Raw genomic sequence first — 26126 nt, 5'->3', positions numbered from 1 at the left:
GTCGCAGCGGGTCCAGTCGATATGCAGTGCGCGTGGGGAGGGCGCGCTCACCGGGGACTCCTTGGGCAGCGACCGCGGGCATGGGCACCGATATCCGCGCTGAAAAACTTCTAGAGCACTTCTGATCAGGCGGACGGTTCCTTAGGGATGGTGGCGCCGACGCTGCATGGGAGCCAGCTAGGGGAGTGCTACGCATCAGCACCACGAACCGGGCGGGCGGGTTCCAGAATCCTTCCCCAGGATGACGACGCGGTCATCTCTCGGGGCCATGCTCGGCACATGTGGGTCCGCCGAATTCTGATAGCCATCGTCGCGTATGCACTATTCGCCCTCGCTCTGGGCGCGGTCGGCATCGTGGCACAACACGGTGGTCGCAGCGCTGCGGAAGACGCGCCGCGTGCGCTGCTGTCGTCCCAGGATGTCTCCGACCAGCCTGCGCGGCTGGACCTTGCACGCGTCCGGGGGACGTTCTGGCTCCGCTACAACGCGGTGAACGAGCCGACTGCGGGAAACGGCTACCTCGGCAACCGGTTAGCCACGATCCCGGGCGGTGTGCTGGACGCGGCTCGAAGATCCGGTGAGGATGCGGTGACCTGGGCACCGGCGAATGGTCTCCGTTTCGCCATCGTGGCGCAGCGCCTTTCCGGTGGGGACGTGCTTGTTTCCGGGCAATCCCTCGAACGTACTGAGCTACGCGCGTCCCAGATGATCATGTATCTGACGCTGGCTCTCCTGGCTGGGCTGCTCCTCATAGCAACGGCAGTCGTCGTGGACTGGCAGCTATCGCGGCGCAAGACGCTCCCGCAGCCGGGACCGTGATTGCGCTGCAGCCACCACTCCGCGACTTATGAGATCTACTCACATTCATTCCTTGTCCCGGCCACGGACGGGACCTTCGGCCCTGCACGCGGGGGCGCTTGAGCCGCACAGTCGGTGCACGGGCAGTTCCCGGCAACCGGAGGTGATCCAGACTCAACACCTGGTCACGCGGTCGGGGGCCCTCACAAGGTGACCGCAACACACGGTTGCGGGGACCGGGGCGGGCTCTGACGAGCTTCGTCCCGGTCCCTGTGAGAGGAGCTGCAGCGTACGCATCCAATGGGACATGCCAGCTGCATACTGACATAATGTGCATTATCAGCGATGCGCGACAGGCCTGTCACGGCTCCTGACACGCGGCCCGCTGAGCGCTAGTGTCAGCAGCAATCGCCGAGTACCGGCGCACTTGCGAAGGGATGAAGCAATGAGCGCGACCGATCCGATCGTGAACGAACTCTCTCTGAATGCGCGTGACATGACGCGCTCTGCCATCAATGCCGTCCGGACGGCGCTCGGCGTCAGCGGCGGCGTCTCGCTGATCCTCGGCATCGTCCTGTTGTTCTGGCCCGAGAAGACGCTCTCTGTTCTCGCCGTCTTCCTCGGGATCTACTTCCTGATCGCCGGCGTGCTGCGGCTGGCCATCGGAATCTTCGCCCACGGGCTCCGCGGCGGCTCACGAGTGCTCAACATCATTCTCGGAGTTCTGCTCATCTTCGCGGGCATCCTGGCGCTCAAGAACATCTCCGCCGCGGCCGTGACGCTGGTGATCTTTGCGGTCGCCTTCATCGGAGTCGCGTGGATCATCGAAGGCGTCATGGCACTCGCCGAAGCCGGCCGTGCCGCATCGTCGGGCTGGGCCATCGCGTTCGGCATCCTGAGCATCATTGCCGGCATCGTCGTGCTGGTGCTGCCGGCGTCGTCCGCGGTGTTCCTGCTCTGGTTCGCGGCCTTCGCGCTGATCGTGCTGGGCGTGATCGGGATCGTGCGGGCGTTCACGTTCGGGCGCGACGTCCTGAAGGCGACCGACTCCCCTGCCACGGCACCGCGCGTCGCCTGATCGTATACGATCCGCCCGTCATGCCCTGAAGCCGGTCACATCCTGAAAACAGGACTCGTCCAGAGTCCTGTTTTCAGGATGTGCCGCCCCTGTTTTCAGGATGTGCCGCCCCTGTTTTCAGGAGATCGGGCGCGTGAGGGCGCTGAAACTCCCCCTTTTCAGGACATGGCGGAACGAGCGCCCTCGGATCTCCTGAATACAGGAGTCCTGAAAAGAGGACGCGCCGGGTCCTGAAAACAGGGCCGACGGCGGCCACGCTCATCCGCCGAGCGAGGCCGCCCGCGGCTTAGCGGTGGTTGTTGCGGCTGGGCAGGTGACGCGCCCACCAGTCCAGGATGATGTCGAACCTCTGCTGCCGGTGCCGGGGTCGCCCGCCCCGGCTCAACTCGTGGTCCTCACCCGGGAAGATGACGAGCTCGGTCTGCACTCCCCTGCGCTTCAGCGCGGCGTAGTAGCGCTCCGCTTGCCCGAGCGGGCAGCGCAGGTCGTTCGCCGAGTGAAGCACCAGCGTGGGCGTCCGCACCCGGTCGACCACTGCCTGCGGGCTCTGCGACCGCATGAGCTCGGGATCGGTGCCGGTGTACTCGTCGCCGAAGAAGCTGCCGATGTCGCTGGTTCCGACGAACGCCTCGGGATCGAGGAATCCGCGCTCGACGATCGCCGCGGCGAACCGGTGGTCGTGCGCGATCGTCCAGGCCGTCAGGTAGCCGCCGTACGACCCGCCCATGATCCCGACGCGGTCGGCGTCGAGCCCGGGCACCTGCACGATGGCTCCGTCGAGGAAGTCGAGGACGTCGTCCAGGTCCACTGTCCCCATCTTCTGGCGGATGACCCGGCCGTGCTCCTGGCCGTATCCCGCCGCTCCGCGCGGGTTGGACATGACGACCGCGTAGCCGGCCGCCGCGTAGACCTGCGCCTCGTCGAACAGCGCATGCGTGTAGGCGGCGTACGGGCCGCCGTGGATATTGAGGAGGACGGGATGCGGTCCCTCGCCCTCCGGGACCAGCACCCAACCGTGCACCGGGTAGCCGTCGCGACCGGTCACGGTCAGCTCCTGGGCGGCGACGACACCGCGAGCACGCAGCGGGGCGCTCAGGTCGGTCAACCGATTCACGGCTCCGCCGGCGATCAGTCCGACGTCGCCGATCGTCCGCGCATCGGCGTACGAGACGACGATGGTGTCGCCGACCGAGTCCACCCCGTTCACGACGGTGCGGTCGTCGGTGAGGCGGCGGCTCTCCCCCGCCCCATCCACCTCGGTGAGCACCAGCGCGCCGCGGCTGCGGTCGAGGACCAGCACGGAGTCGTCGCGGTGTGGGGCGATGGCGGACTCTGTGAAGTCGACCGTCTCCGGGTCGGTCAGTCGCCTCGGTGCGGCGTCCATCCGGTCCGGCTCGATGACATAGAGCGCCGCGTTGCGTGCGACGAAGTCGCGACCGCTCTCCCCCACATCCTGAGCCGTGAAGAACAGCGCGCCGTTGCCGGTGAAGGAGGCATCCAGGACGCTGTAGGAGCCGTGCCGACCGGTGAGGTCCTTTGCGTCTCCCCCGTCGACGGAGACCAGGAAGACGTTGGAGCGGAGGTCGATGTCGCGGCTGGCGTGGCGTGCCGATACGAAGGCGATGCTCCGGCCGTCCGGTGAGAACGAGATCGCGCCGTCATCCCACGGTCCGTCGGTAAGCTGCCGCGGCTCGGCGACCGTCGGCGCGGCCCCCGTCGAACCGTCCGGCAGCGGCACGGGCGCCGGGATGGGCTCGGCCCAGACGTCGGGCACCGGCACGGTGAACACGTGCGCCTGACGGTCGATCGTGTAGCCGAGCCCGTTCGCCTGATATTTCAGCGTGTCGATGCGACGTGCGGGCTCGCCGGACGGATCGATCCCCTCGACGGTCCCGTAGCGGCCCTGCTCCGGCTCGCGGCTGACGAACGCCAGCGTGCGGCCGTCGGGCGACCAGTCGAACTCGGAGACGCCGAGGGTGCGGTCGGTGACGGCCACGGGTTCCCCTCCGGCGGCGTCGACGACGTACAACTGCGGCGGCCGCTTGGGCTCGGAGCGGAGGAAGGCGAGAAGCCGGCCGTCCGGCGAGAAACGAGGAGCCGTGTCACGGAACCCGCGGGTGACCAGCTTCGGCGCGGCATGACCGGTGAGCGGGATGCTCCACAGCTGGCCGACGGTCGCATCGGCGTCGAGCGAGGGATGCGTCACCGACACGACGGCGCGCCCGCCGCCCGGGTGAACCGTCGGCGTCGAGACGCTGGTCAGCAGCCCGAGATCGGCGGCCTTCACTCGTCCACCGGGGTGAAGCTGGAGACGTCGCCGACCAGGCGGGTGTGATCGGCGGGGATCGGGTCCACGACGGCGGAGGCGACCTCTGCGGCAAACTCGCTGACGTTGTAGAGGCGGCCCGCGGCCTCCTTGCGGGCGTCGATGGCTCCGGGATTCAGACGGTTGAGCAGCGTCGCGGTGATGGTGCCCTCGATCATGTCGCCGGAGACGACGACGAACTCGACGCCCTTGTCTTCGAGCGTCGGCAGCAGCTCGCGCAGCGCATCCTCGCCCGCACGCTTGCTCAGGGCGACGGCCTCGTACTCGGGCATCGTCGGCGTGGTCTTGATGAAGTGCGCCTGGTGGCTGGTCACGAATACGACGCGGGCGCCTTCGCCGAGCAGCGGAAGTGCCGCCGTCAGGGCGTTCACCTGCGCATCCCGGTTCAGCTGCATGGCGTAGTCCTCGGCCATGCCGGACTCCATGCCGCCGGAGGCGTTGAGCACCAGGATGTCGAGGCCGCCCCAGGCGTCCGCGACTGTCCGGAACATGGCCTCTACCGAGCCGGCGTCCGTCAGATCGGCGCCGACCGCGAGGGCCGTTCCACCGCCTGCGACGATGGAGTCGACGAGCTTCTGCGCCCGCGCTTCCTTGTTGCGGTAGTTGATGACGACACTCGCGCCCGCCTCGGCGAGATACTGCGCGGTGTCCGCGCCGATCCCGCGCGACGAGCCGGTGACGAGGGCGCGCTTGCCCGTCAGCGAACCAGGTGAAAGGGGGTTGGCCACGTAAAACTCCTCGGCGTCGATGTACAGCATCCTGAGACTACCAAGAGCGTCCGAAGCGGCGTCGGCCGCACCTGGTACCGTCATATCAAGTGTGAAAGGGGGACGTCATGGACATCACGTCCTTCGCCTGGATTGCCTGGCTTGTCCTCATCCTGATCTTCGTGATCATCGAGATGCTGACGCTCGATCTCGTCTTTCTGATGATGGCCGTCGGCAGCCTCGGCGGCCTGCTTTCCGGCCTGTTCGGAGCCCCGTGGTGGCTCCAACTCATCATCGCCGCCATCCTGTCTGTGGTGCTCCTCTTCGGCATCCGCCCGCCACTCCTCCGCGCGCTGAAGCGCGGCGGTGACCCGGCGAAGAGCAATGTCGACCGGCTGATCGGGATGGGCGGAGTCGTCGTGTCCACGGTCACCCGCTCGACCGGCCTGGTGAAACTGCAGATGGGCGAGACCTGGACCTCGCGCCTCGCAAATCCCGACCTCGTCCCGGGCGAACTCGTACCCGGCGAACATGTCGTCGTCGTCTCGATCGAGGGAGCCACAGCCGTCGTGGCTCCCGCACCGGTCTCCGCAGGAACCGACGGCCTCACCGAGAGGATCGCCCCGTGAACGAAGTCAGCCAGTTGATCGTGACCATCGTGGTCAGCGTCATCATCCTGGTGATCGCGATCTTCGTGCTGGTCACGCTGTTCCGATCGATCAGGATCATCCCGCAGGCGCGCGCCGGGGTCGTGGAGCGGCTGGGCCGGTACCACAAGACCCTCCTGCCGGGCCTGAACGTCGTCGTCCCCTTCGTCGACAAGGTGCGGCCGCTGATCGACATGCGCGAGCAGGTCGTCTCCTTCCCGCCGCAGCCGGTCATCACCGAGGACAATCTGGTCGTCTCGATCGACACGGTCGTCTACTTCCAGGTGACGGATGCGCGGGCCGCGACATACGAGATCGCCAACTATCTCGGCGCGGTCGAGCAGCTGACGACCACCACCCTCCGTAACGTGGTCGGTGGCCTCAACCTCGAAGAGGCGCTGACCAGCCGTGACAACATCAACGGCCAGCTGCGACTCGTCCTGGACGAAGCGACCGGCAAGTGGGGCATCCGCGTCTCCCGGGTGGAGCTGAAGGCGATCGACCCGCCTCACTCCATCCAGGACTCGATGGAGAAGCAGATGCGCGCAGAGCGCGACCGTCGAGCGGTGATCCTCACGGCTGAGGGCACGAAGCAGTCCGAGATCCTCAATGCGGAAGGTCTGCGTCAGGCGGCGATCCTGCGGGCGGAGGGCGAGGCGAAGGCCGCCGTCCTTCGCGCCGACGGTGAAGCGCAGGCCATCACGACGGTGTTCGGCGCGATCCACCGAGGCAATCCGGACAACCTGCTGCTGGCCTACCAGTACCTGCAGACGCTGCCGAAGCTCGCCGAGGGTCAGGCCAACAAGCTCTGGATCATCCCGAGCGAGCTGACCGAGGCGCTCAAGGGCATCGGCACGGCGTTCGGCTCCGGCGGCGCTGCGGCTGCTGCGGCTGCTGCACCGGTCGACGCGACGGCCGCGTTTGCAGCCGCTGCGGATGCCCCTGCAGTTGCGGCGGACTCTGCCGCGAACTCTGCCGCGGACTCCCCCGAGCCGGGAACGCCTCCGACGTCCACGCCGTGACCTTCCTCGACGGGCCGGGGCCGCGGATCATCGCGCACCGCGGTCTGGCGGTCGACGCGCCCGAGAACACCCTGCTGGCGTTCCTGCGCGCCCTCTCCGCCGGGGCGACGCACCTCGAGACCGACATCCACGCGTCGGCAGACGGTGTCGCGGTGATCTCGCACGATTCCGACCTCTCACGTGTCGCCGGACGCCAGGTGGAGGTCGCGCAGCTGACCATGCGGGAGCTCCGCCGCATCGACCTCGGTCACGGGCAGGCGTTCTGCTCGCTGGCCGAGGCACTCGACGCCTTCCCACATGCGCGCTTCAACATCGACGTGAAGGATGCGCGGGCCGCAGCACCCGCCGTGGATGCCATCCGTAACGCCCGTGCCGCCGATCGCGTGCTCATCACGAGCTTCTCGACTGACCGCCGCACGGCCGTCGCCGACCACTTCCCCGGCATCGCCTCCTCCCCCTCTGTCTCCGAGTTCGTTCCGGCCCTGATCGGAGCGAAGCTGGGCATCCGCCCGCTCGTCCGGCGGGCGCTGCAAGGCTTCGTGGCCGTCCAAATACCCGAACGCCGCGGACCGGTGCGCATCGTGACGGAACGGACCGTGGAGCGCATCCACGCCGCCGGCGCGGAGGTGCACGTCTGGACGGTCGATGACCCGTCCGACATGGCGCGCCTGTTGAATCTCGGCGTGGACGGCATCGTGACCGACCGCTGCGATGTGCTCGCCGCGCTGGTGGGCTCGCGCCACTGAATCGCGTCCCCAGAGTGTGCGGACTCTGAGAGGCCCCTGGGAGAAACGCGCCACCGGAAAGAGAATCCCCAGCTTGACGGTTTATAACTGTGAGGATTCGCGCGCACAGAGGAGAACCACACAATGGCAGATCGCAGCTTGCGCGGAATGAGACTCGGCGCTCAAAGCCTACAGAGCGAAGAAGGCGTCGTCTACTCTCCGCGTTCCCGTTACACCTATCTTTGTCCCGCCTGCGGCAAGGAGACCGACGTCGTATTCTCGGCGGAGGCAGATGCTCCCCAGGGTTGGGAGTGCAAGCACTGCGGCCACGAGGCACACCTTCTCGTCGGTGACATCCCGGTCGAGATCGACCACTCCGACGTCAAGACTCCCCGCAGCCACTGGGACATGCTGCTCGAGCGCCGCAGCCGCGCCGAGCTCGAGGAGCTCCTGGAGGAGCGCCTGCAGTACCTGCGCGCCCGTCGCGGCACCAGCGAGCGCCGTCACAGCGCCTGACCCCAGGCAAGACCACCAGCTTCGGCCGTTCTCACCCTCGCGGTGAGAGCGGCCTTTGCATGTTCGGAGCACCGTAGTCGGATCCGCTCCGTCGCCCGACGAACGCGGCCAGGAGCCCGAACAGCCCGAGCCCTGCGACCAGGAACTCGATCCCCCGGCTGAGCAGCGTCGCCGGCGTCGTGGTGGTCCCGAGCGGCACATCCGCCACCATGTGCCCCGGCTTGAACGGAGGGGTGGAGGCGATGGTGCTGCCGTCCGGTCCGATGATCTGGCTGCTGCCGACCGTGGAGATGTTCACCAGCGAACGTCCCGCCTCGATGGCGCGGAGCCGCGCGATGGCGAGCTGCTGCTGGTTCTCGTCCGTCTCGCCGAAGTCGGCGTTGTTGGTCTGCGCGAGGATCACCTGCGCTCCCCCGCGCATCATGTCGGTGAGAAGCTGGTCGTCGACGATGTCGAAGCAGATGGAGATACCGGCCCGCACGCCTCCGACGTCGAACACGTTGTCGCGGGTCCCCGGCGTGTAGTCGCGCCCGATGAGGTCGATCAGAGCGGGGGCGAACGGCCGCCAGAACGCGCGGTCGGGGACGTACTCGCCGAACGGCACGGGATGCTTCTTGTCGTAGTAGTCGACGGCGCCCTTGCCGGCCTCCCACTGCAGCGACGTGTTGTACAGGCGATCATCGCGGGCCGTGATCGTGCCGACCACGAACGGCGCGCCGAACTTGCGGCTCAGCGCATCCAGGATCGCCGCGTTGTCAGGGTCGCGCGTGGGGTCCGGCAGCGCCGATCCCTCCGGCCACACGACCATGTCGACCGCGTTCGACCCTGTGACCTGCGATCGCGGGATGCGGAGCGTCTCGGCCACCTGCGAATCGAACACGGCTCCGGGCGGCGCGTTGTCGAAGTAGCCGGCTGGTCCGTTGCCCTGCACGGCGGCGATGCGCGTCGACCCCTGCGTCGTGGCCGGCCACGCCGGGATGGCGAACACGAGCGCGACCGCCGCGCCGGCGAGCAGCGCGCGCGAGACGGCACGCACATCCACGACCCGGGGCAGCTCGAGAAGGAGTGCGACGAGCCAGACCATCACGAAGCTGAGCCCGGAGATGCCGAGCCACGCGACGAGCGGCGCGAGCGGGCTGGTGGACTGCGACTCGGCGACGCGCCCCCACGAGAAGCCGCCGTACGGCCAGGTGCCGGTGACGAACTCGCGGAGCACCCACAGCCCGCCCACGATGACCGGCAGCAGCCCTACCCGCCCGAGCACCGTCGGGAAGGCCCGGGGCACCCAGCGGTAGGCCAGGGTGATCAGGATGCCGCCAACACCCCAGAACAGCGCCTCCAGCGTCGAGAGGGCCACCCAGGGCACGGGACCGAGGTAGAGCGCCGTCCAGGCGACGTGGACGAGATAGAACGACTCTCCCGCGACCCACCCGACCAGGAAGGCCGAGCCTGCGCGACGTCCGCGCTGCGCGAGCAGCACCATCGCGATCCCGACGAAGGTGAGCGGCCACCAGTCCTTGTCGGGGAAACCGGCGTCGAGCACCGGCCCCGCGCCGGCCGCCACGAGCACCGCGAACCAGAGCGGAAGCGGGGCTCGCGGGACGATGTGCACGAAGGGAGAGCCTAAGGCATCCGCGTGTGATCCCCGCTCAGGATGCGCCGCGCGGCACGCGCGCCCTACGCGACCGACGAGTACGCGACGATCCCCCGGCGGATGGACTCCAGCGCTTGCCGGGCGACCCGCCCGACGTTCCCCTGCGCCACGAGCGACAGCTGGTCGAGCAGATCGATCGTCTGCTTCGTCCAGCGGACGAAGTCCCCGGCCGCCATGTCGGCCTCGGTGAGCACCGCATCCAGCCCCGAACCGCGGGACCACATCCACATGGCCAGCGCGATGGCGGTCGACGGCGGCTCGCTGCCCGGGAGGTGGTGGTCCTGCTCGAGGTCGTCGAGGCGGCTCCACAGTCCGACCGTCTTCTCCAGCGCCGGACGGAACGCACCGCGCGGAAGGTTGCGGTCGCTGGCGAGCCCCTCCTCGCGCCGCGGCTCGAACACCAGGGCGGACGCCATCGCCGCGAGCCCCGCCACGTCGAGGTCCTTCCACGCGTTGCGGCGCAGACATTCGGCGACGAGCAGGTCGCGCTCCCCGTAGATGCGCTTCAGCGTGCGGCCGTGCACCGTCAGGGCGACTTCGCCGTCCTCCTGGGTCAGGTAGCCGAGCTCGAGAAGCACGTCCGACACCCGGTCGAAGACCTTCGCTACCGCTCCGGTCCGCGACTGGATCTGCGACCGCAGCCGATCGGTGTCGCGCTTCAGCTTCCACCAGCGCTCGGCCCACCGCGCATGCGCCTCGCGTTCGGGACAGCGGTGGCAGGGGTGGTCCTTCATCCGCTTGCGCAGGTCGGCGAGCTTCCGCTGCCGCTTCTCGCGGTCGCTGTTGGACGTCGACTCGACGCGCGAGCCGGCGCGCTCCAGGTCGGTGAGTTCGCGCCGGATGGCGAAGTACTCCTTGAAGTCGCCCAGGTGGCAGGTCATCGCCTCCTCGTACCCGGCGAGCGACTGCTCCTGCTGCAGAGCCTTGCGCGCCAGGTCGACCACCGCGCGGTCCGCCTGGAACTGCGCGAACGACGACTCCAGGATCTCGCGGGTGCGTCCCCGGCCGAACTGGTCGATGAGGTTGACGGCCATGTTGTACGTCGGCCGGAAGCTCGAGTTCAGAGGGTAGCTGCGGCGGGAGGCGAGGGACGCGACAGACTGCGGGTCCAGCCCGTCCTCCCACTGGATGACGGAGTGCCCTTCGACGTCGATCCCGCGACGGCCGGCGCGCCCGGTGAGCTGCGTGTACTCCCCCGGCGTGATCGGGACGCGTGCCTCGCCGTTGAACTTCTCCAGCTTCTCCAGCACCACTGTGCGGGCGGGCATATTGATGCCGAGGGCGAGCGTCTCCGTGGCGAAGACGACCTTCACCAGCTTCCGGCGGAACAACTCCTCGACGACCTCCTTGAAGGCAGGGAGCAAGCCCGCGTGATGCGCGGCGACCCCACGTTCCAGCCCCTCCAGCCACTCCCAGTAGCCAAGGACCGCCAGGTCCTCATCGAGCAGGGTCCGGCAGCGGTCCTCCACGATCTCGCGGATCTCGTCGCGCTCGTGCTTCTCGGTCAGCCGGACGCCGGCCCGCAGCACCTGCTTCACCGCGGCGTCGCAGCCGTTGCGGCTGAAGATGAAGAAGATCGCAGGCAGCAGATTGCGCTCGCCCAGCAGCGCCACCAGGTCGGCGCGGTTCATCCGGAACGAGTCGGGGCGACCGCCCTTCGAGTGGTAACGACCCACATCCCGCATCTGCCGGCTGCTGAGCACGCGCCCGCCGTAGCGAGCCATCTGCACCAGCTCCGGGTTGACGCGATTGGTCGCCGCGAGGCCCGACGAGTCGAACAGGTCGATCAGCTTGGAGCGCATCAGGATGTGCTGCTCCAGCGGCACCGGGCGCTCCTCCGACACCACTACATCCGTGTCGCCGCGGACGGCCTGCAGCCAGTCGCCGAACTCCTCCGCGTTCGACACGGTCGCGCTGAGGGACACCATCCGCACCTCCGACGGCAAGTGGATGATCACCTCCTCCCAGACAGCGCCGCGGAACCGGTCGGCCAGGTAGTGCACCTCGTCCATGACGACGTAGGCGAGGTCGTCGAGGAGGTCGGAGTCGGCGTAGAGCATGTTGCGCAGCACCTCGGTCGTCATGACGACGATCCGGGCGTGCGAGTTGATGTTGGTGTCGCCGGTGAGGAGACCGACGGATTCAGCGCCGTACGCCTCCTGGAACTCCTGGAACTTCTGGTTGCTCAACGCCTTCATCGGCGTCGTGTAGAACACCTTCGCGTTGGCTTCGCGCATGGCGAGGAACACGGCGAACTCGGCGACGATGGTCTTGCCCGCACCCGTGGGCGCCGCCACCAGCACGCTGCGGCCGCGCTCGAGCGCCGCGCACGCCTCCCGCTGGAACGGGTCGAGGTCGAAGCGGAGCCCCGTGCGGAAAGTCTCGAGCAGGGGCTGGCGGGCCCGGTCGCGGGAGGCGGCGAACCGCTCCGCCGGCGAGAGCGTCTGGTCGGTCACACGCCCAGCCTATGCCTGCCGCAGAGACAGACCGCGGTGGAGCGGAAAGGTGGCTGCCAGGTCAGGCAGCGAGTTCCGCTTCGATCCGCAGCTGGATCTTGGCCGCACGCCGGTCGTGCAGCCAGGCAACGCCGTACGCCGCGAAGTACAGGGCGACCATCGGGATGGCCAGCAGGAACATCGAGAGCACGTCCGCGGCCGGGGTCGCGATCGCGGTGAACAGCGCGATGAGGATGAGCGCCCAGCGCCAGGAGGCGATGATCGACTTCGCGCTCAGCACGCCGACGAAGTTCAGCAGCACCAGGAAGACCGGCAGCACGAAGGCGATCCCGACCGCGATGACCAGTTTCAGGATGAAGTCGAAGTACGTCTTCGCCCCGATGATCGCCGAGTCCGCCTCCGGAGCGAAGCCGGTCAGCAGGCTCACGATGTGCGGGACGAGCAGCCAGCCGCACACTCCCCCGGCGATGAACAGCGGCACCGCGGTGAAGAAGAACCCGAACCCGTACTTCTTCTCCTTGCGCGTCATCGCCGGAACGAAGAACGCCCAGATCTGGTACAGCCACACCGGGCTCGAGATGATCGCGCCGATGGTGATGGCGACCTGCATCTTCAGGTCGAAGGCTCCGGTGATGCTGTCGTAGTTCAGCATCGCCTCGCGACCCTGATCCTTGGCGATGGCGGTGATCGGGCCGCGCATCGCGTTCATCACGTAGTCGCTGAGGAACCAGCCGATCACGGCGCCGCCGACAAGGGCCAGAGCGGAACGGAAGAGCCGTTTGCGAAGCTCGATGAAATGCTCGGCCAGCGTCATCCGTCCGTCGCGGTCCGTGCCTCGCTTGGTGGAGGCCACCGGACTACGACTTCGGGTTGGATTCGGTCGAGGGGTCGACCGGGGCGACCGGGGTGACCGTCGGAGCAGCGGGGGCCGGAGCCGAAGCAGCGGTGTTCTGGACGGAGCCGTCGGCGGACTTGTCGTCCTTGCCGTCCTTCTTCAGCTCGTCGACCTCGCCCTTGAAGATCCGCATCGACTGACCGATGCTCTTGGCGAGAGCGGGCAGCTTCGGCGCACCGAAGAGCAGCAGGATCACGGCGAGGATGATGAGCAGATGCCATCCGGTCAGTCCTGCGAACATGAGATCAGATCCTTCTCAAAAGGTGGGCGAAGCGATCGGGAACCGTTGCCGGGTCCACATCGACCAGTAGTCTACCGCGCCTGACCCGGGCGTCCCTGCGAGCTTGCCGCGCGAAGACACGCTCCGTAACGCGGTCCTGGCGCTCCGCATACAGCTCGGCGGCGTCGGCCAGCACGGCCGGCTCGAAGGTGTCGTGCAGCTCCTCCGCGCGGTGCGACAGCACCTCCGCCTTCTCCATGAGCGCGGCCGCCTCTCGGCCGGCGGCGACCACCTTGCGGAAGAGCCACCAGGCGAAGAACGCGAGCATGCCGAGCAGACCGAGCACGAGCACGGTCCAGATCACCAGCCACGACCACCAGGGCATGCCCCCAGCCTACCGGTCGCGCTCGGCGCCTAGAGGTAGCGTTCGACGCCGGCGCGAGCCCACCCTGCGACTACTTGGCGAGCCTCGGGAGGGTCGAGCACCGTCAGGACACCGGACAGCCCGGCGACCAGGCGCTTCAGCCCGTGGAAGTGCGCCACCCGGAGGCTCGTGCGGATGACGTCGCCCCGGGCCTCGCGTGCCGCGCCCTCGGGGATGTAGTCCTCGATCAGCGGGATGGCCGAGGCAGAGATCTCCACCGTGACCAGGAGGTCGTCGGGGGTGCCGGTGAACAGCGTCTCCGGCAGCTTCACGTCGCCCGGCCGGTAGGTGATCGCCTCGTCCGTGGCGACCAGGTTGTCGATGCGGTCGAGACGGAAGGTGCGGATCGCCGTGCGCAGATGGTCCCAGCCGCGCAGGTACCAGTCCTGGTCGACCGACTCGATCCGCAGCGGATCGACGCGGCGGCGTTCGCGCTCCCCCCGCGAGCTGAGGTAATCGAACTCCACCTGGACGCCGCCGAGCACGGCGTCCCGGATGATGCCAAGGGCCTCATCGGACTCGGAGCGTGCGACGGCGAGCTGGCTGGGCGCCGCGGAGGCGCCGCGCGCGAGCTTCGCCATCAGCGAGCCGATCGCATCCCGGTCGGCGTTCTCCGGCAGGGCGGTCAGGTACTGCAGCCCGGCGATGAGCGCCGCAGCCTCACGGGCCGAGAACCGGGGCGAGTCGTCGATCGCGACCTGATGCGTGAGGACGATCTGGTCGTTCTCCTCGAAGTCGTCCCACGCGATGTCGAACAGGTCGCCCGGCTGGTACGCGTTCGTCTCCCCCGGGATGCCCGAGACGGCGATCAGGCGCACGGCGTCGCGCAGCTGCTCCTGCTCGACGCCGAAGTGCTCGGCGGCCTCCGCCACGCTCACTCGGTCGCGGTCCATCAGGTACGGCACGAGCGCGAGCAGGAAGGCCAGCTTGTCCTGGGCCTGCATCGGCTTCCGGCGCTCAGCCATCGTGCGCCTCCACCGTCGCCTCGAGGCGGCGGAGGACCTGCTCGCGTAGCTCCGGCGGCGCAAGCACCAGCACCTCCGGCCCGAACGAGGCGAGCTGGTCGGCCAGGATGTTGCTGTCGGAGAAGTTGACGGTGAGCCGCACGGGCTCCCCCTCCGCCCCCACAGGGATCGCGTCTCCGTAACGCTTGCCCAGGCGGGTCGCCGCATCGGTGCCGGCGGTCACCTCGATCTCGGCGAGATTCGACTCCCAGATGCGCTCGAGCTCCAGGAGGGCTCGCTCGGCGAAAGCCTCCCCGTCGACGCGGTACTGCTCCGGATCGAAGACGCGCGACGTCACCTTCACCGCGCCGACGATCCGCGACAACAGGAAGGTACGGGACGCCTTCGCCTCCTGGTCGATGCCTTGGAGATGCCACCGGCCCTGGTGCTGCACGAGGGCGAGCGGCGCGACCGTGCGCGACCGCGACGCGCTCTCGCCCGGCTTGAGGTACGGGAACTGCACCATCACGTGCCGCTCCAGCGCCTGGCTCAACGGTTCGAAGGCGCTCTCGCGTACGCGCAGGCGTGGGGCGTAACCGACCACCGGGTCATCGGCTTCGACGCCGAGCGACCGCAGCTTCATCAGCGCGCGCCGAGACTCCCCCGACAACGACCCCTCACGCCAGACGGCCGCGGCAAGGCCCAGAAGGGCGAGCTCCTCCGGCGAGAAGCTCACATCGGCCGGAAGATCGTATGCCCCTTTGGGAATGCGATAGCGCAGCAGCTGATTGTTGCCCGATGCCTCGGGCGCTTCCACCGTCTCCAGCGGCACGCCCAGCTCGCGGATGTCGTCCTTGTCGCGCTCGAACTGCCGCTCCAGGCTGCTGTTGTCGCCGTGGGATTCGTACCGCTGCCGGTACCCCTGCACGGTCGAGAGGATCTCGCTCTTGGTCAGGCCGTTCTCGGTCGCGAGCAGAGCCAGCACGAGGCTGAACAGACGCTCCTCGACCGGGACGCGCGAGGGCGAGACGGATGAACGGGACACCCGACCATCCTAGTGCGCGCGCTAGCGGATCCCGAGGATGTCCACCACCCACGCCGCGGCCGGAACCTGACCGTCGGTGGGGGCTTCGATGACGACCTGCGAGCCGACCTTCTTGCCGACCAGTTCCTTGAGCACGCTCTGCGGCAGCGCCTGGTTCAGCTGGCTCTGACCGTTCCCGATGGAGACGAGGTCGGGCGAGCCGGACTGCCAGCTGGAGAGGACGACGTTCTTGTTGTCCCAGCCGACGGCGGTGTAATGCAGGATGGCGATCGAGTCCTTCTTGACGGTCGCTCCGTCGCCCGCCTTCAGCTCTTCGGTGCGGATCTTCTTCGGCGCGGAACCCGACGACGGGATGGTGATCCCGGGCTGTCCGGTCGGCGCGAGCACCACGGTCGGGAACCCGGACACCGACGGACGGACGGCGCCGTTCGCACTCGGCAGGTACGCCTTCAGGATGTCGGCGACGAAGATCCCGGACGATGTCGCGCCGCTGCCGCCGGAGTCCTTCGGCGAGATGACCACCGCGACCCGCGAACCGACGGGCGCGCACTGCAGGCCCTTGGTCAGGGCCGCGTTGCCGGAGCCCAGCGCCAGCGGGTAGGTGTCGCCGCTCCCGAAGGAGGTCTGCTGCACCTGACCCGTCTTGCCGTCGAGGATCGTGTACTGGATCTCGACGACCTGGCCCTTGTGCACCTGCTCACCGGTGCCCTCGGTGATGATCGTGCGCTCCGACTTCGTGGTGTCGAGCGGGCTCGGGACCGTGATCTTGGGCTTCGAGCCGATCTTCCCTGTCGCCTCGACCAGCTGCGAGGCCTTTCCCGACGGGAGGGCGGTGCCGCAGTCGGCGTTCGGGTTGCTCGAGCATCCGGTCAGGGCGACGGCCACCAGGCCGACGGCTCCGATGACGGCGGCTGCTCTGCCGAGTGCGGTTGCGCGGCGACCAGTTGCGTTCGGCACGGGTCCTCTTTCGATCCGATCGATGGGGGATGTGGGACGGCCGCAGGCGTGCACGGCATCCCGGTGTCTCATGCTAGCCGACGCCCGGAGCGTCCTCGTCCGTGTCCGCGGAGTCCATAGCCGCCTCCCGGCCCTTCGCCAGATCGGCGGAGGCAGCGGCCTCCCGCATCCTCTTCCGCAAGCTCTTCGGGCTCGACTCCCGCTCGCCGAGGGCGCCAGGGGTCCAGGCTTCGACGTCGGCGTCCGAGTAGTCCGACTTCGACGGACGGCGCTTGAGCTCGGGCAGCACGGTTCCGGGAGCCAGCCGGCGCGCCGTGATGAGGAACCCGGTGTGCGCGATCATGCGGTGGTCCGGGCGGACGGCGAGGCCCTCCACGTGCCAGCCGCGCACCATCGTCTCGTTCGACTGGGGATGCGTGTAGTTGCCGGAGGCGCGGATCGCCTCGGCGACGCGCGACAGCTGGGTCACGGTGGCGACGTAGCAGATGACCACGCCGCCGGGCTTGAGGGCATCGGTGACGACATCCAGCGTCTCCCACGGTGCCAGCATGTCGAGCACGACGCGATCGACGCTGCCCGGCTCGACCGCCGACGGCAGGGCGTCCTGCAGGTCGCCGACGGTCAGCGTCCAGTTCCCGGGCTCGGCGCCGGCGAAGGTCGCCGCGTTGTCGCGCGCGACGTCTGCGAACTCCTCGCGGCGCTCGAACGACAACAGCCGCCCCTCCGGACCGATCGCGCGCAGCAGCCACAGCGACAGCGCGCCGGAGCCGACGCCCGCCTCCACCACCGTCGCGCCCGGGAAGATGTCGGCCAGCGCGAGGATCTGAGCGGCGTCCTTCGGGTACACGATGGCGGCGCCGCGCGGCATCGACATCACGAAGTCGGTGAGCAGCGGACGCAGTGCCAGGTGCTCGACGCCGGCGTTGTTGGTGACGACCGAACCGTCGGGAAGACCGATGATCGCGTCATGCTCGAGCACCCCGCGGTGGCTGTGGAACAGCTTGCCCGGCTCCAGCGTGATCGTGTTCATGCGGCCCTTCGGGCCGGTGAGCTGCACGCGGTCGCCCGCGCGGAACGGACCGGAGCTACGACGCGTCTCGTTCATCGGGTGGCCGCCTCTCGGCGTGCGCGGGCCACAGCGACGACATCGTCCGCGGTGCGGCCGTCCAGGGACTCCCACAGGGTGTGCTCCTCGGACACCGGAAGCGGCACGATGTGCGGGACTCCGATGGTCGCCGCACCGGACGACACGGCGGACGCCAGCCCGACCAGCGAGTCCTCGATCGCGACGGAATCACGCACCTCGACGCCGAGCAGCTCGGCAGCGCGCAGGTACGGCTGAGGGTCGGGCTTGGGCGCATCCACCTCGTCGCCGCTGACGATCACATCGAACGCGTCGAACGGGATGTGCGCGACGATCTGCTCCGCCATCCGTCGCACGGACATGGTCACGAGGGCTGTCCGGATGCCGCGCCGGCGCAGCGATTCGAGGAGCTCGCGCGCGCCGGGGCGCCACGGCACGCCTTCGTCGTCGAGCTTCTGCTGCACCCGGTCGGTCAGCCAGTGCACGATCTCGTCCGCCTCCATCGCGACACCGCGCGAGCGGAGGATCTCGGCCGAGTTCCACAGTCCCAGCCCGACGAGCAGTAGGCCGTCGTCGTGCGTCCAGGTGCCGCCGAACGAACCGACCAGCTCCTGCTCGGACGCCATCCAGTACGGCTCGGTGTCGACGAGCGTGCCATCCATGTCCCAGAGGACGGCCGCGGGGAGCCCGCTGCCGTCTGCACCGCCGCCCTGGGCGGTATCGGCGCTGTCGGCAGGGGGATGTTCGCTGCGGGGAGAAGACGCGGTCACAACGGGCAAGTCTATCGGGAGAGCCGCGGGCCTATCCTGGGATGGGATGGCGTCCCGACCGGGCGCCAGGAAGGGACGAGGGACAGCTTCGTGACTGACGGACACAACATCCTCGGCGGCCGCATCCTCGTGGTGGCTTTCGAGGGCTGGAACGACGCGGGCGAGGCGGCCAGCGGCGCGGTGAAGACGCTCAAGGAGCAGCTCGACGTCGTGCCCCTCGCCGAGGTCGACCCCGAACTCTACTTCGACTTCCAGTTCAACCGGCCGGTGGTGACCGACGACGACGGGCGGCGCCGCCTGATCTGGCCGTCCGCTGTCGTCTACGGGCCGTCGCTCCCCGGGCATGTGGGCGAAGGCCTCGCCGGCGATGCGGAGCTCACCGTCACCGGCGACAACGCCGGCAACATCTTCCTCCTGCTCGGAACGGAGCCCTCGCGCAGCTGGCGCAGCTTCACCGCCGAGATCATGGATGTGGCCCTCGCCGCCGACATCGGAGCCGTCGTCTTCCTCGGCGCGATGCTCGCCGACGTGCCGCACACCCGTCCCATCTCCGTCTTCGCCTCCAGCGACAATGCGGCCGTCAGGGCCGAGCTCGGCGTGGAGCGCTCGAACTACGAGGGGCCGGTCGGCATCCTCAGTGCGCTCGCCGAGGGCGCGGAGGACGTCGGCATCCCGACCATCATGATCTGGGCGTCCGTGCCGCACTACGTGCACAACGCGCCCAGCCCCAAGGCCGTGCTGGCGCTCATCGACAAGCTCGAGGAGCTGGTCGATGTGACCATCCCGCGCGGCATGCTGGTCGACGAGGCGGCAGCCTGGGAGGCGGGCATCGACGCGCTGGCGTCGGACGACGAGGAGATGGCCTCGTACATCCAGCAGCTGGAGCAGGCACGCGACACCGTCGACTCGCCGGAGGCGAGCGGCGAGGCGATCGCGCAGGAGTTCGAGCGCTACCTGCGCCGCCGGGGCGACGGCCGCGACGGCGGAACCGCTGGTCGCGCGCCCGACGACCCTCGCCGCGGCTGACTCGGTCCCCCGGGTCAGAGACGGATGCCGAGGAGCGCGTCGACGGCGCGCGGGACGAGGTCGGTGAGCGCCGGCGGGGACGCCGCCACCCAGTGATCGATCACGCGCAACGCCGAGGGCGTGTCGAGGTCGTCCCGCAATGCCGCACGCAGGCGCGCGACCAGCGCCTGCTCCTCCAACGCAGCCTCCGCCGCCACCTCGGCGACGGGATGCGCCATCGCCGCCTGCCAGGCCCCGAGCCGCACCTGCGCCTCCGTGAGCGCCTCGTCGAACCACTCCCAGTCGCTTCGGTAGTGGTGCGCCAGTAGCGCAAGCCGGATCGCCCGAGCGTCCACACCCTGCTCGCGGAGCCGCGAGACGAGCACCAGGTTGCCGAGCGACTTGCTCATCTTCTCGCCCCGGTACGCCACCATGCCGGCATGGCTGTACACCCGAGCGAGTGGATGCCCGCTCAGCGCCGCCGCGTGCCCGGCGCTCAGCTCGTGGTGCGGGAACACGAGGTCCGACCCTCCGCCCTGCACCGTGAAGTCGCGCCCGAGGTGCATGAGCGCAATGACCGAGCACTCGATGTGCCAGCCGGGGCGTCCCTCCCCCGCGTCCGACGGCCAGCTCGGCTCGCCGGGCCGAACCGCGCGCCACAGCAGCGGGTCGAGAGGGTCGCGCTTGCCCGGGCGATCGGGGTCGCCGCCGCGTTCGGCCGAGAGGGACAGCATCGTGTCCCGACCGAGTCCGCTCTCCTCCCCGAGGATCCACGGTGCGGCATCCTGAGCGGCGGCGATGTCGAAGTAGACGTCGTCCTCCACCCGGTACGCCAGGTCGCGGTCGAGCAGGATGCGCGTCGCGCGGCCGATCTGCTCGATCACCTCGGTGACGGCGACGTAGTCGTCCGGCGGGAGGACGCGGAGCGCCTCCATGTCGCCGCGGAAGAGCTCGACCTGCTCGTCGGCGAGTGTGCGCCAGTCGACGCCCGTCTGCTGGGCGCGCTCGAGCAGCGGGTCGTCCACATCCGTGATGTTCTGGGCGTAGTGGACGCGGTAGCCGGCATCCCGCCACACCCGCTGCAGCGTGTCGAACGCGAGGTAGGTGGACGCGTGACCGAGGTGCGTCGCGTCGTACGGGGTGATGCCGCAGACGTAGAGTCGCGCGATGTCGTCGGGGCGCGCCTCGACGAGCTGTTGCGTGGCGGTGTCGAACAACAGGGGCACGTCCCCCGCCGCACCGGGCACCGGTTCCACCCGCGGGACCTCGGGTGACGTCCAGGCGCGCACGGCGTCAGCCGACCATCCGGGTCACGCCGCCAGCACGCCGGTGCCGAGCAGGATCATGAGCAGCACGCCGAGCGCGATGCGGTAGATCACGAACGGCAGGAAGCTGCGGCGCGAGATGTAGCTCATGAAGAAGGCGATCACGAGCAGACCGACGACGAAAGCGACGACCGTCGCGGCCGCCGTCTCGACCGGGCCGAAGACCTCGGGCGTGCACGTTCCAGCACTCGCGAGAGCCTGGGTGCACGGCTCCTTGACCGCCTTGTACAGCTGGTAGAAGCCGCTGCCGAACACCGCGGGCAGCGCGAGCAGGAACGAGTAGCGGGCGGCCGCGCGACGCTGGTAGCCCATGAAGAGCCCTGCAGTGATCGTGCCGCCGGAGCGGGACACGCCCGGGATGAGCGCCAGCGCCTGGGCGAACCCGTAGATGATGCCGTCGCCCCAGGTGAGGTCACGCAGCCGCTTCCGCTTCGAGCCCACCCAGTCGGCGATCCCGAGCAGGATGCCGAAGACGATCAGCGTCGTCGCGACGATCCAGAGCGAACGGAATGTCGTCTCGATCTGGTTCTGGAACAGGATGCCGAGGACCACGATCGGGATGCTGCCCACGATGACGAGCCACCCCATCCGGGCGTCCGGGTCGTTGCGCGGGATGCGGCCGAACAGCGCACGGAACCACTGCGCGATGATGCGGGTGATGTCGCGCCAGAAGTACAGCAGCACGGCCGCTTCGGTGCCGAGCTGGATGATCGCGGTGAAGCGTGCACCGGGGTCGGCCCCCGTGCCGAGCAGCTCGCCGACGATGCGGATGTGAGCGGACGACGAGATCGGGAGGAACTCGGTGAGCCCCTGAACGAGGCCGAGGATCAGGGCGTTGATGAAGTCCATAAGGGCTGTGGTTCCTGGAGTCGAGAGGAGCGCGCGGTCAGTAGGAGCGCAGCAGGTCGCGGAGCACGGTCCTACCGAACACTAGCGCGTCGAGCGGCACCCGCTCGTCGACCCCGTGGAACATGCCAGGGAAGTCGAGATCGGCGGGCAGCCGGAGGGGTGCGAAGCCGTAGCCGGTGATCCCGAGGAGGCTCAGCGCTTTGTTGTCGGTGCCGCCCGACAGGAGGTACGGGAGCACGGGCGCGCCCGGGTCGTGCTGCTCCAGCGTGCCTGTGATCGCATCCACCAGCCTGCCGCCGAAGTCCGCCTCGAGCCCGATATCGCGATGCATGATCTGGATCTCGACGTCGTCGCCGATCAGTTCGCGTACGCGGTCGAGTACAGCATCCTCGTCGCCGGGAAGCGTGCGGATGTCGATCAGCGCCTCCGCCCTGTCGGGGATGACGTTGTGCTTGTAGCCGGCCTCGAGCAGCGTGGGGTTCGTCGTCGTGCGCAGGGTGGCGAGGATGAAACCGGCCGCCGTCCCGGTGCGGATGACCACCTCATCCGGGCCGATCTGTTGCGGGTCGACCTCGAGCAGGCGCCCGAGCTCACCGATCAGTCGCGTCGTCGTCGCGGTCAGCTGGATGGGCCAGTCCTCGCGTCCGAGCGCCACCACGGCCTCGGCCAGGCGGGTGATCGCGTTCTCGCGGATCAGCCGCGAACCGTGCGCCGCGCGGCCGCGGGCGATGAGCTTGATCCAGACCAGGGACTTCTCCCCCGTCTGCAGCAGGTACGCCCGGCGCCCGGCGAGGTCGATCGAGTAGCCACCGACCTCGCTGATCGCTTCGGTCGCCCCCGCGAAGAGCTCGGGATGCGTGTCGACGAGATGGTGCGAGCCACGACGTCCGCCATCCTCCTCGTCGGCGAAGAAGGCCACCACGAGGTCGCGGGCCGGACGCTCCCCCGCGTTCAGGATGTCGCCGACCGCGGTCAGGATCATCGCATCCATGTTCTTCATGTCGACGGCGCCGCGGCCCCAGAGCAGGCCGTCCTTGATCTCACCGCCGAACGGGTCGACCGACCAGTTGCGCGGGTCGGCGGGCACGACATCCAGGTGCCCGTGCACGACGAGTGCGGGCTTGCCGGGATCGCGTCCCTCAACCCGTGCGACGACGCTCGCGCGGCCGGGATCCGACTCGAACACCTGCGGCCTCAGCCCCAGTTCCGCGAGCTTCGCCTCGACGTACTCCGCGGCATCGGCCTCGCCGTTCGACCGGCCCTCGCCGTAGTTCGTCGTGTCGAACCGGATGAGGTCACGCGCGATGATCGCGGTCTCGTCGAGGTCCTGCTCGGTCGCGCGGAGTTCGTCGGTCATCCCTCCACGCTACCTGCCGCGACCGACGCCCGCTCCGCCACGCCCGGGGTGTGCCTCCGAGTGATCCCGGCCGGTGAATCCGTGCTATCGTCTTTCTTCGGCAGCCGGAGAGATCCGGCCGTCGATCTCACCCGTCCGGGTGGCGGAAATGGCAGACGCGCTAGCTTGAGGTGCTAGTGCCCGTATAGGGCGTGGGGGTTCAAGTCCCCCCTCGGACACAGAAGGTAAGGCCCCGGTCATAGCGACCGGGGCCTTCTGCTTTCCCGGGTGGAATCTAGAGGGCTGCGCTGGGCCTGAGCTACTCCGAACCGATGGGCAGATCGAACCCGCGCGGGCCGATCTCCCGAGTTCTTCCCGGCGCCCCCACCACGCCCATGACACTGTGCGTTTGCGCCACGACGGCCGGTTGGTATAGCCGCGAGGCGCGGATGCCTTTGAAATCGCGGATGTAGTTGATCGCCAGTGGCAACGTGTGGAGCATCTCATCGGTTGCTTCGTTGTCCATCAGAAGATTGACTTCAGTGCTGCCGACGGCCCTGATGGGAAGGATCGATACGAGGCATGACTTTCCTACTTCGCCAGAGCCCAAGTCACTTACCGCATAGACAAGATCCGCCAAGCGATCCATCAGAAGTCGCGGGGACGCGTGCGGCTCTCCATAGATCTGCTGGGCGTCTTCCTCAAACCGGGCAATAGCACTAGCGCGTCGCTCCATCACATTGATGTCCGGGCTCTCGGCGCCGACGGCGAAAATAGCGAGACCGTCGCGATGCGTTGGTAAGACCATCGAACCAAAGCGCATGTCGACGTAGTCGGGCGCGAACCTGCCCTCCTCTATTGCGTTCGAAGTCAGTACGGCATTGGGAATCCACCGACCGCTAACCTTCCGAAAGCCGAGAGAGATGAAGGCGTGCGGAGTAGGCGGTAGGGGAAAGTCTGAATTCGCGGTTGACGCTAGTGATGCTTGGTAGTCCCCGGGTCGGGAACTCGCTAGCGCGTCGACAATCCACTCCTCCATCAGCAGCGTGCGCAATCTCGCATCCTCTGTCCTGCGAATGCTCGCAAGGCCCGCAAAGCCTAGTAGGTACTCACCGTTCAGATTCACGATCTTGGTGTCCCTATCCGCGAACTCCGTCGGTCGGAGGGGATGAATCGTTGTGACGCGCCTATCAGCCGCAAGCATCGCAAACTGAGGAGAGGTCAAACCAACGACAAAGGTCATGTGCGCAGGCTAGGACCGCTAGAAGCCGGTTGTCACGCCGTGGCCGTCGTTCACCCCGTCGCCGGGCGGGGATATGGTGTCGCCATGGCCCGCAGGAAACGCTCGTCCAGCTTCTTCACGGTGCTCTTCGCCTTCGGCGCGAACGTCCTGGTGGCCGTTGCGAAGACCTTCGCCGCGGCGATCACCGGATCCGCATCGCTCGTGGCCGAGGCGGCGCACTCCTGGGCCGACGCGGGCAACGAGATCTTCCTCATCCAAGCCGAGCGTTCGGCGGTGAAGCCGCGAGACGACGCGCATCCCGGAGGCTATGGGCGCGACGCGTACGTGTGGAGCCTGTTCGCCGCTGTCGGGCTGTTCACCGCCGGCGCCGTCGTCTCGATCATGCACGGCGTGTCCGCACTCGGGTCGCGGGAGGAAGACACCGACTACCTCATCGCGTACCTGGTGCTGGCCGCCGCGTTCGTCTTCGAGGGCATTTCGTTCATCCAGTCGTACCGGCAGGCGCACGCGAAGGCCGAGTCGTCCGGCACGGGCACGTTCGAGCACGTGTTCACGACCTCCAACCCGACGTTGCGGGCGGTCTTCGCCGAGGACTCCGCCGCCCTCATCGGGCTGGTGATCGCCTTCTTCGGCGTGCTGCTGCACGAGTTGACCGGCAACCCGTTCTGGGATGCGCTCGGCTCCATCCTGGTCGGGGTGCTTCTCGCGATCGTCGCTGTCGTGCTGATCGAGCGGAACCGGCGCTTCCTGCTCGGGCAGCCGGGCTCCGATCGGGCGTGGCAGGCCGCCCTCACGGCGCTGCTGCAGCATCCCGAGGTCGAGAAGGTCACGTACCTGCACCTGGAGTACGTCGGACCTGAACGCTTCTATCTGGTGGCGGCGGTCGACCTGGTCGGCAATGATCGGGAGGCGGATGTGGCCGCCGATCTGCAGACCGTTGAAGAGGAGTTGGAGCGTTCGGAATGGGTCACCGAGGCTGTGCTCACGCTGTCGCGACCCGGGTCGGAGGCGCTGCATCCCTCCCTCGCCTTGTAAGGCCTCACGATTGCGGCCATAGCGGTCAGGTTCTGTCCACAAGTGTGTGCACACTAGAGACATGGCCAGCACAGGTTCCCGCGCGCTCCAGCTCCTCTCGCTCCTCCAGACCCACCGCTACTGGCCTGGACAGGAGCTCTCCGAGCGCCTCGGCGTCTCCCCCCGCACCCTCCGGCGCGACGTCGAGCGGCTGCGCGACCTCGGCTACCCCGTCGACGCGACGCGTGGAGTCGCGGGCGGGTACCAGCTCGCCGCCGGCGCGTCCCTCCCGCCGCTCGTCGTGGACGACGACGAAGCCGTCGCCCTCGCCGTCGGTCTGAGGACGGCGGCGCAGAGCGGGATCGCAGGAGTGGACGAAGCGTCCGTCCGCGCCCTGGCGAAGATCGTGCAGGTCATGCCGCCCAAGCTGCGCCGCCGGGTGGATGCGCTACGCACCACGACATTGTCGACCACGTTCGGCCCGGGCCCGACCGCCGACGCCGGCATCCTGACCGCCCTCGCACAAGCCTGCCGCGACGAGGAGCGGATCGAGTTCGCCTACGTCGCGCGCGATGGTCAGGCATCCAAGCGCACCGTGGAGCCGCACCGGCTCGTCTCCATCGAACGGCGCTGGTACCTGGTCGCCTACGACCTCACCCGCTTCGATTGGCGGAGCTTCCGGCTCGACCGCGTCGCCGAGCCGCGGCCGACCGGCACCCGCTTCCGTCCGCGCGCGCTTCCGGCGGAGGATGCCGCGGAGTACGTCCGGGAATCCCTGCACACGATCTCCGAATCCGTGGTCGTCGAAGCGGTCATCGAGGCGCCCCACGACCGCGTCCTCGAGCGGCTCGGACGATGGGCGACGGTCGACGACCTGGGCGACGGGACCAGCGCCGTCCACATCACGGCCGACAGCGCCGAATGGGCGCTGTTCGGGCTCGCGGCGGTCGATGCCCCCTTTCGCATCGTCGGGCCGGAGGAGGCCGTCGTCGCCGCGGCCGACTGGGGAGAGCGATTCACCCGGTCGGCGGCGGAATTCGGGATCGAGCGCAGCGAGCCGGTGAGCGGCGGGAACGCACTTTAGAC

25 protein-coding genes and 1 tRNA gene are annotated in these 26126 nt (G+C 68.5%); 10 read left to right on the top strand and 16 right to left on the bottom strand.

Going from position 1 to position 26126, the window contains the following annotated elements; genetic code table 11:
- The first annotated feature begins 279 nt into the window (after window positions 1–279).
- Window positions 280–819, top strand: coding sequence for a hypothetical protein (locus AB4Z18_RS08170; protein ID WP_441782183.1), 540 nt, complete (start codon window positions 280–282; stop codon window positions 817–819).
- Between the two features lie 424 nt (window positions 820–1243).
- Window positions 1244–1876, top strand: coding sequence for an HdeD family acid-resistance protein (locus AB4Z18_RS08165; RefSeq protein ID WP_441782182.1), 633 nt, complete (start codon window positions 1244–1246; stop codon window positions 1874–1876).
- A 286-nt stretch (window positions 1877–2162) separates the two neighbouring features.
- Here the strand turns inward: AB4Z18_RS08165 and AB4Z18_RS08160 are convergent, their stop codons facing one another.
- Both AB4Z18_RS08160 and AB4Z18_RS08155 read right to left on the bottom strand, forming a co-directional pair.
- Complete coding sequence (locus AB4Z18_RS08160; RefSeq protein ID WP_441782181.1) at window positions 2163–4163, bottom strand: S9 family peptidase; 2001 nt, start codon at window positions 4161–4163, stop codon at window positions 2163–2165.
- On the bottom strand, window positions 4160–4930 hold the full coding sequence (locus AB4Z18_RS08155) for an SDR family oxidoreductase (protein ID WP_441782180.1): 771 nt from the start codon (window positions 4928–4930) through the stop codon (window positions 4160–4162). The genes AB4Z18_RS08160 and AB4Z18_RS08155 overlap by 4 nt, the downstream gene beginning before the upstream one ends.
- A 107-nt stretch (window positions 4931–5037) precedes the next feature.
- On the opposite strand from AB4Z18_RS08155, the gene AB4Z18_RS08150 reads away from it, so the two are divergent.
- The 4 genes from AB4Z18_RS08150 (at window position 5038) to AB4Z18_RS08135 (ending at window position 7819) form a co-directional block, all read left to right on the top strand.
- Window positions 5038–5538, top strand: a complete 501-nt coding sequence (locus tag AB4Z18_RS08150; protein ID WP_441782179.1) for an NfeD family protein — start codon at window positions 5038–5040, stop codon at window positions 5536–5538.
- Window positions 5535–6578: an SPFH domain-containing protein gene (locus tag AB4Z18_RS08145; RefSeq protein ID WP_441782178.1), complete on the top strand. Its 1044-nt coding sequence runs from the start codon at window positions 5535–5537 to the stop codon at window positions 6576–6578. The genes AB4Z18_RS08150 and AB4Z18_RS08145 overlap by 4 nt, the downstream gene beginning before the upstream one ends.
- Window positions 6575–7324, top strand: a complete 750-nt coding sequence (locus AB4Z18_RS08140; RefSeq protein WP_441782177.1) for a glycerophosphodiester phosphodiesterase family protein — start codon at window positions 6575–6577, stop codon at window positions 7322–7324. The genes AB4Z18_RS08145 and AB4Z18_RS08140 overlap by 4 nt, the downstream gene beginning before the upstream one ends.
- Window positions 7325–7447: 123 nt before the next feature.
- On the top strand, window positions 7448–7819 hold the full coding sequence (locus tag AB4Z18_RS08135; RefSeq protein ID WP_441782176.1) for an RNA polymerase-binding protein RbpA: 372 nt from the start codon (window positions 7448–7450) through the stop codon (window positions 7817–7819).
- A gap of 31 nt (window positions 7820–7850) precedes the next feature.
- Here the strand turns inward: AB4Z18_RS08135 and lnt are convergent, their stop codons facing one another.
- The 10 genes from lnt to AB4Z18_RS08085 all read right to left on the bottom strand — a co-directional run bounded on the left by lnt (window position 7851) and on the right by AB4Z18_RS08085 (window position 18268).
- Window positions 7851–9431 (bottom strand): apolipoprotein N-acyltransferase, encoded by a 1581-nt coding sequence (gene lnt / locus AB4Z18_RS08130; RefSeq protein WP_441782175.1) that lies wholly within the window; start codon window positions 9429–9431, stop codon window positions 7851–7853.
- Window positions 9432–9496: 65 nt separating this feature from the next.
- On the bottom strand, window positions 9497–11929 hold the full coding sequence (locus AB4Z18_RS08125; RefSeq protein WP_441782174.1) for a DEAD/DEAH box helicase: 2433 nt from the start codon (window positions 11927–11929) through the stop codon (window positions 9497–9499).
- Between the two features lie 61 nt (window positions 11930–11990).
- Entirely contained in the window at window positions 11991–12743 is a 753-nt protein-coding gene (tatC, locus tag AB4Z18_RS08120; RefSeq protein WP_441782997.1) for a twin-arginine translocase subunit TatC, read from the bottom strand.
- A 43-nt stretch (window positions 12744–12786) separates the two neighbouring features.
- Window positions 12787–13065: a Sec-independent protein translocase subunit TatA gene (tatA, locus tag AB4Z18_RS08115; RefSeq protein ID WP_441782173.1), complete on the bottom strand. Its 279-nt coding sequence runs from the start codon at window positions 13063–13065 to the stop codon at window positions 12787–12789.
- Between the two features lie 4 nt (window positions 13066–13069).
- Window positions 13070–13429: a hypothetical protein gene (locus AB4Z18_RS08110; protein ID WP_441782172.1), complete on the bottom strand. Its 360-nt coding sequence runs from the start codon at window positions 13427–13429 to the stop codon at window positions 13070–13072.
- A 29-nt stretch (window positions 13430–13458) separates the two neighbouring features.
- Complete coding sequence (locus AB4Z18_RS08105) at window positions 13459–14433, bottom strand: helix-turn-helix transcriptional regulator (protein WP_441782171.1); 975 nt, start codon at window positions 14431–14433, stop codon at window positions 13459–13461.
- The gene (locus AB4Z18_RS08100) at window positions 14426–15457 is read right to left on the bottom strand and encodes a helix-turn-helix transcriptional regulator (RefSeq protein ID WP_441782170.1); all 1032 of its coding nucleotides are present in this window, start codon (window positions 15455–15457) and stop codon (window positions 14426–14428) included. Before AB4Z18_RS08100 ends, AB4Z18_RS08105 begins: the two co-directional genes overlap by 8 nt.
- A 21-nt stretch (window positions 15458–15478) precedes the next feature.
- Window positions 15479–16414, bottom strand: coding sequence for a peptidylprolyl isomerase (locus AB4Z18_RS08095; protein WP_441782169.1), 936 nt, complete (start codon window positions 16412–16414; stop codon window positions 15479–15481).
- A gap of 73 nt (window positions 16415–16487) precedes the next feature.
- Complete coding sequence (locus tag AB4Z18_RS08090; RefSeq protein WP_441782168.1) at window positions 16488–17519, bottom strand: tRNA (adenine-N1)-methyltransferase; 1032 nt, start codon at window positions 17517–17519, stop codon at window positions 16488–16490.
- On the bottom strand, window positions 17516–18268 hold the full coding sequence (locus AB4Z18_RS08085; protein WP_441782167.1) for an HAD family hydrolase: 753 nt from the start codon (window positions 18266–18268) through the stop codon (window positions 17516–17518). The genes AB4Z18_RS08090 and AB4Z18_RS08085 overlap by 4 nt, the downstream gene beginning before the upstream one ends.
- Window positions 18269–18358: 90 nt before the next feature.
- On the opposite strand from AB4Z18_RS08085, the gene AB4Z18_RS08080 reads away from it, so the two are divergent.
- A complete protein-coding gene (locus tag AB4Z18_RS08080; protein ID WP_441782166.1) occupies window positions 18359–19294 on the top strand; it encodes a proteasome assembly chaperone family protein in 936 nt (311 codons plus the stop codon).
- Between the two features lie 14 nt (window positions 19295–19308).
- Here AB4Z18_RS08080 and mshC read toward each other — a convergent pair whose 3' ends face one another.
- From mshC to AB4Z18_RS08065, 3 genes are read right to left on the bottom strand one after another with little or no spacing between them, the layout of a single operon-like run.
- Window positions 19309–20562, bottom strand: coding sequence for a cysteine--1-D-myo-inosityl 2-amino-2-deoxy-alpha-D-glucopyranoside ligase (gene mshC, locus AB4Z18_RS08075; RefSeq protein WP_441782165.1), 1254 nt, complete (start codon window positions 20560–20562; stop codon window positions 19309–19311).
- 21 nt (window positions 20563–20583) lie between these two features.
- Window positions 20584–21447: an undecaprenyl-diphosphate phosphatase gene (locus AB4Z18_RS08070; protein ID WP_441782164.1), complete on the bottom strand. Its 864-nt coding sequence runs from the start codon at window positions 21445–21447 to the stop codon at window positions 20584–20586.
- Between the two features lie 37 nt (window positions 21448–21484).
- A complete protein-coding gene (locus AB4Z18_RS08065; protein ID WP_441782163.1) occupies window positions 21485–22804 on the bottom strand; it encodes a M20/M25/M40 family metallo-hydrolase in 1320 nt (439 codons plus the stop codon).
- Between the two features lie 133 nt (window positions 22805–22937).
- Here AB4Z18_RS08065 and AB4Z18_RS08060 point away from each other — a divergent pair.
- Window positions 22938–23022: transfer RNA gene (locus tag AB4Z18_RS08060), tRNA-Leu, on the top strand.
- A gap of 80 nt (window positions 23023–23102) precedes the next feature.
- On the opposite strand, the gene AB4Z18_RS08055 is transcribed toward AB4Z18_RS08060, so the two are convergent.
- Window positions 23103–24026: a hypothetical protein gene (locus AB4Z18_RS08055; RefSeq protein ID WP_441782162.1), complete on the bottom strand. Its 924-nt coding sequence runs from the start codon at window positions 24024–24026 to the stop codon at window positions 23103–23105.
- An 84-nt stretch (window positions 24027–24110) separates the two neighbouring features.
- Between AB4Z18_RS08055 and AB4Z18_RS08050 the strand changes: the two genes are divergently transcribed.
- Window positions 24111–25061 (top strand): cation diffusion facilitator family transporter, encoded by a 951-nt coding sequence (locus AB4Z18_RS08050; protein WP_441782161.1) that lies wholly within the window; start codon window positions 24111–24113, stop codon window positions 25059–25061.
- Between the two features lie 61 nt (window positions 25062–25122).
- Window positions 25123–26124 (top strand): helix-turn-helix transcriptional regulator, encoded by a 1002-nt coding sequence (locus tag AB4Z18_RS08045; protein WP_441782160.1) that lies wholly within the window; start codon window positions 25123–25125, stop codon window positions 26122–26124.
- Window positions 26125–26126: the final 2 nt, after the last annotated feature.

This window comes from Leifsonia sp. 2TAF2 (genome assembly GCF_052115085.1).
Classification (GTDB): domain Bacteria; phylum Actinomycetota; class Actinomycetes; order Actinomycetales; family Microbacteriaceae; genus Leifsonia.
The sequence above is the reverse complement of the archived record's forward strand: the minus strand, read 5'-3'. Positions and strand labels throughout refer to the sequence as shown.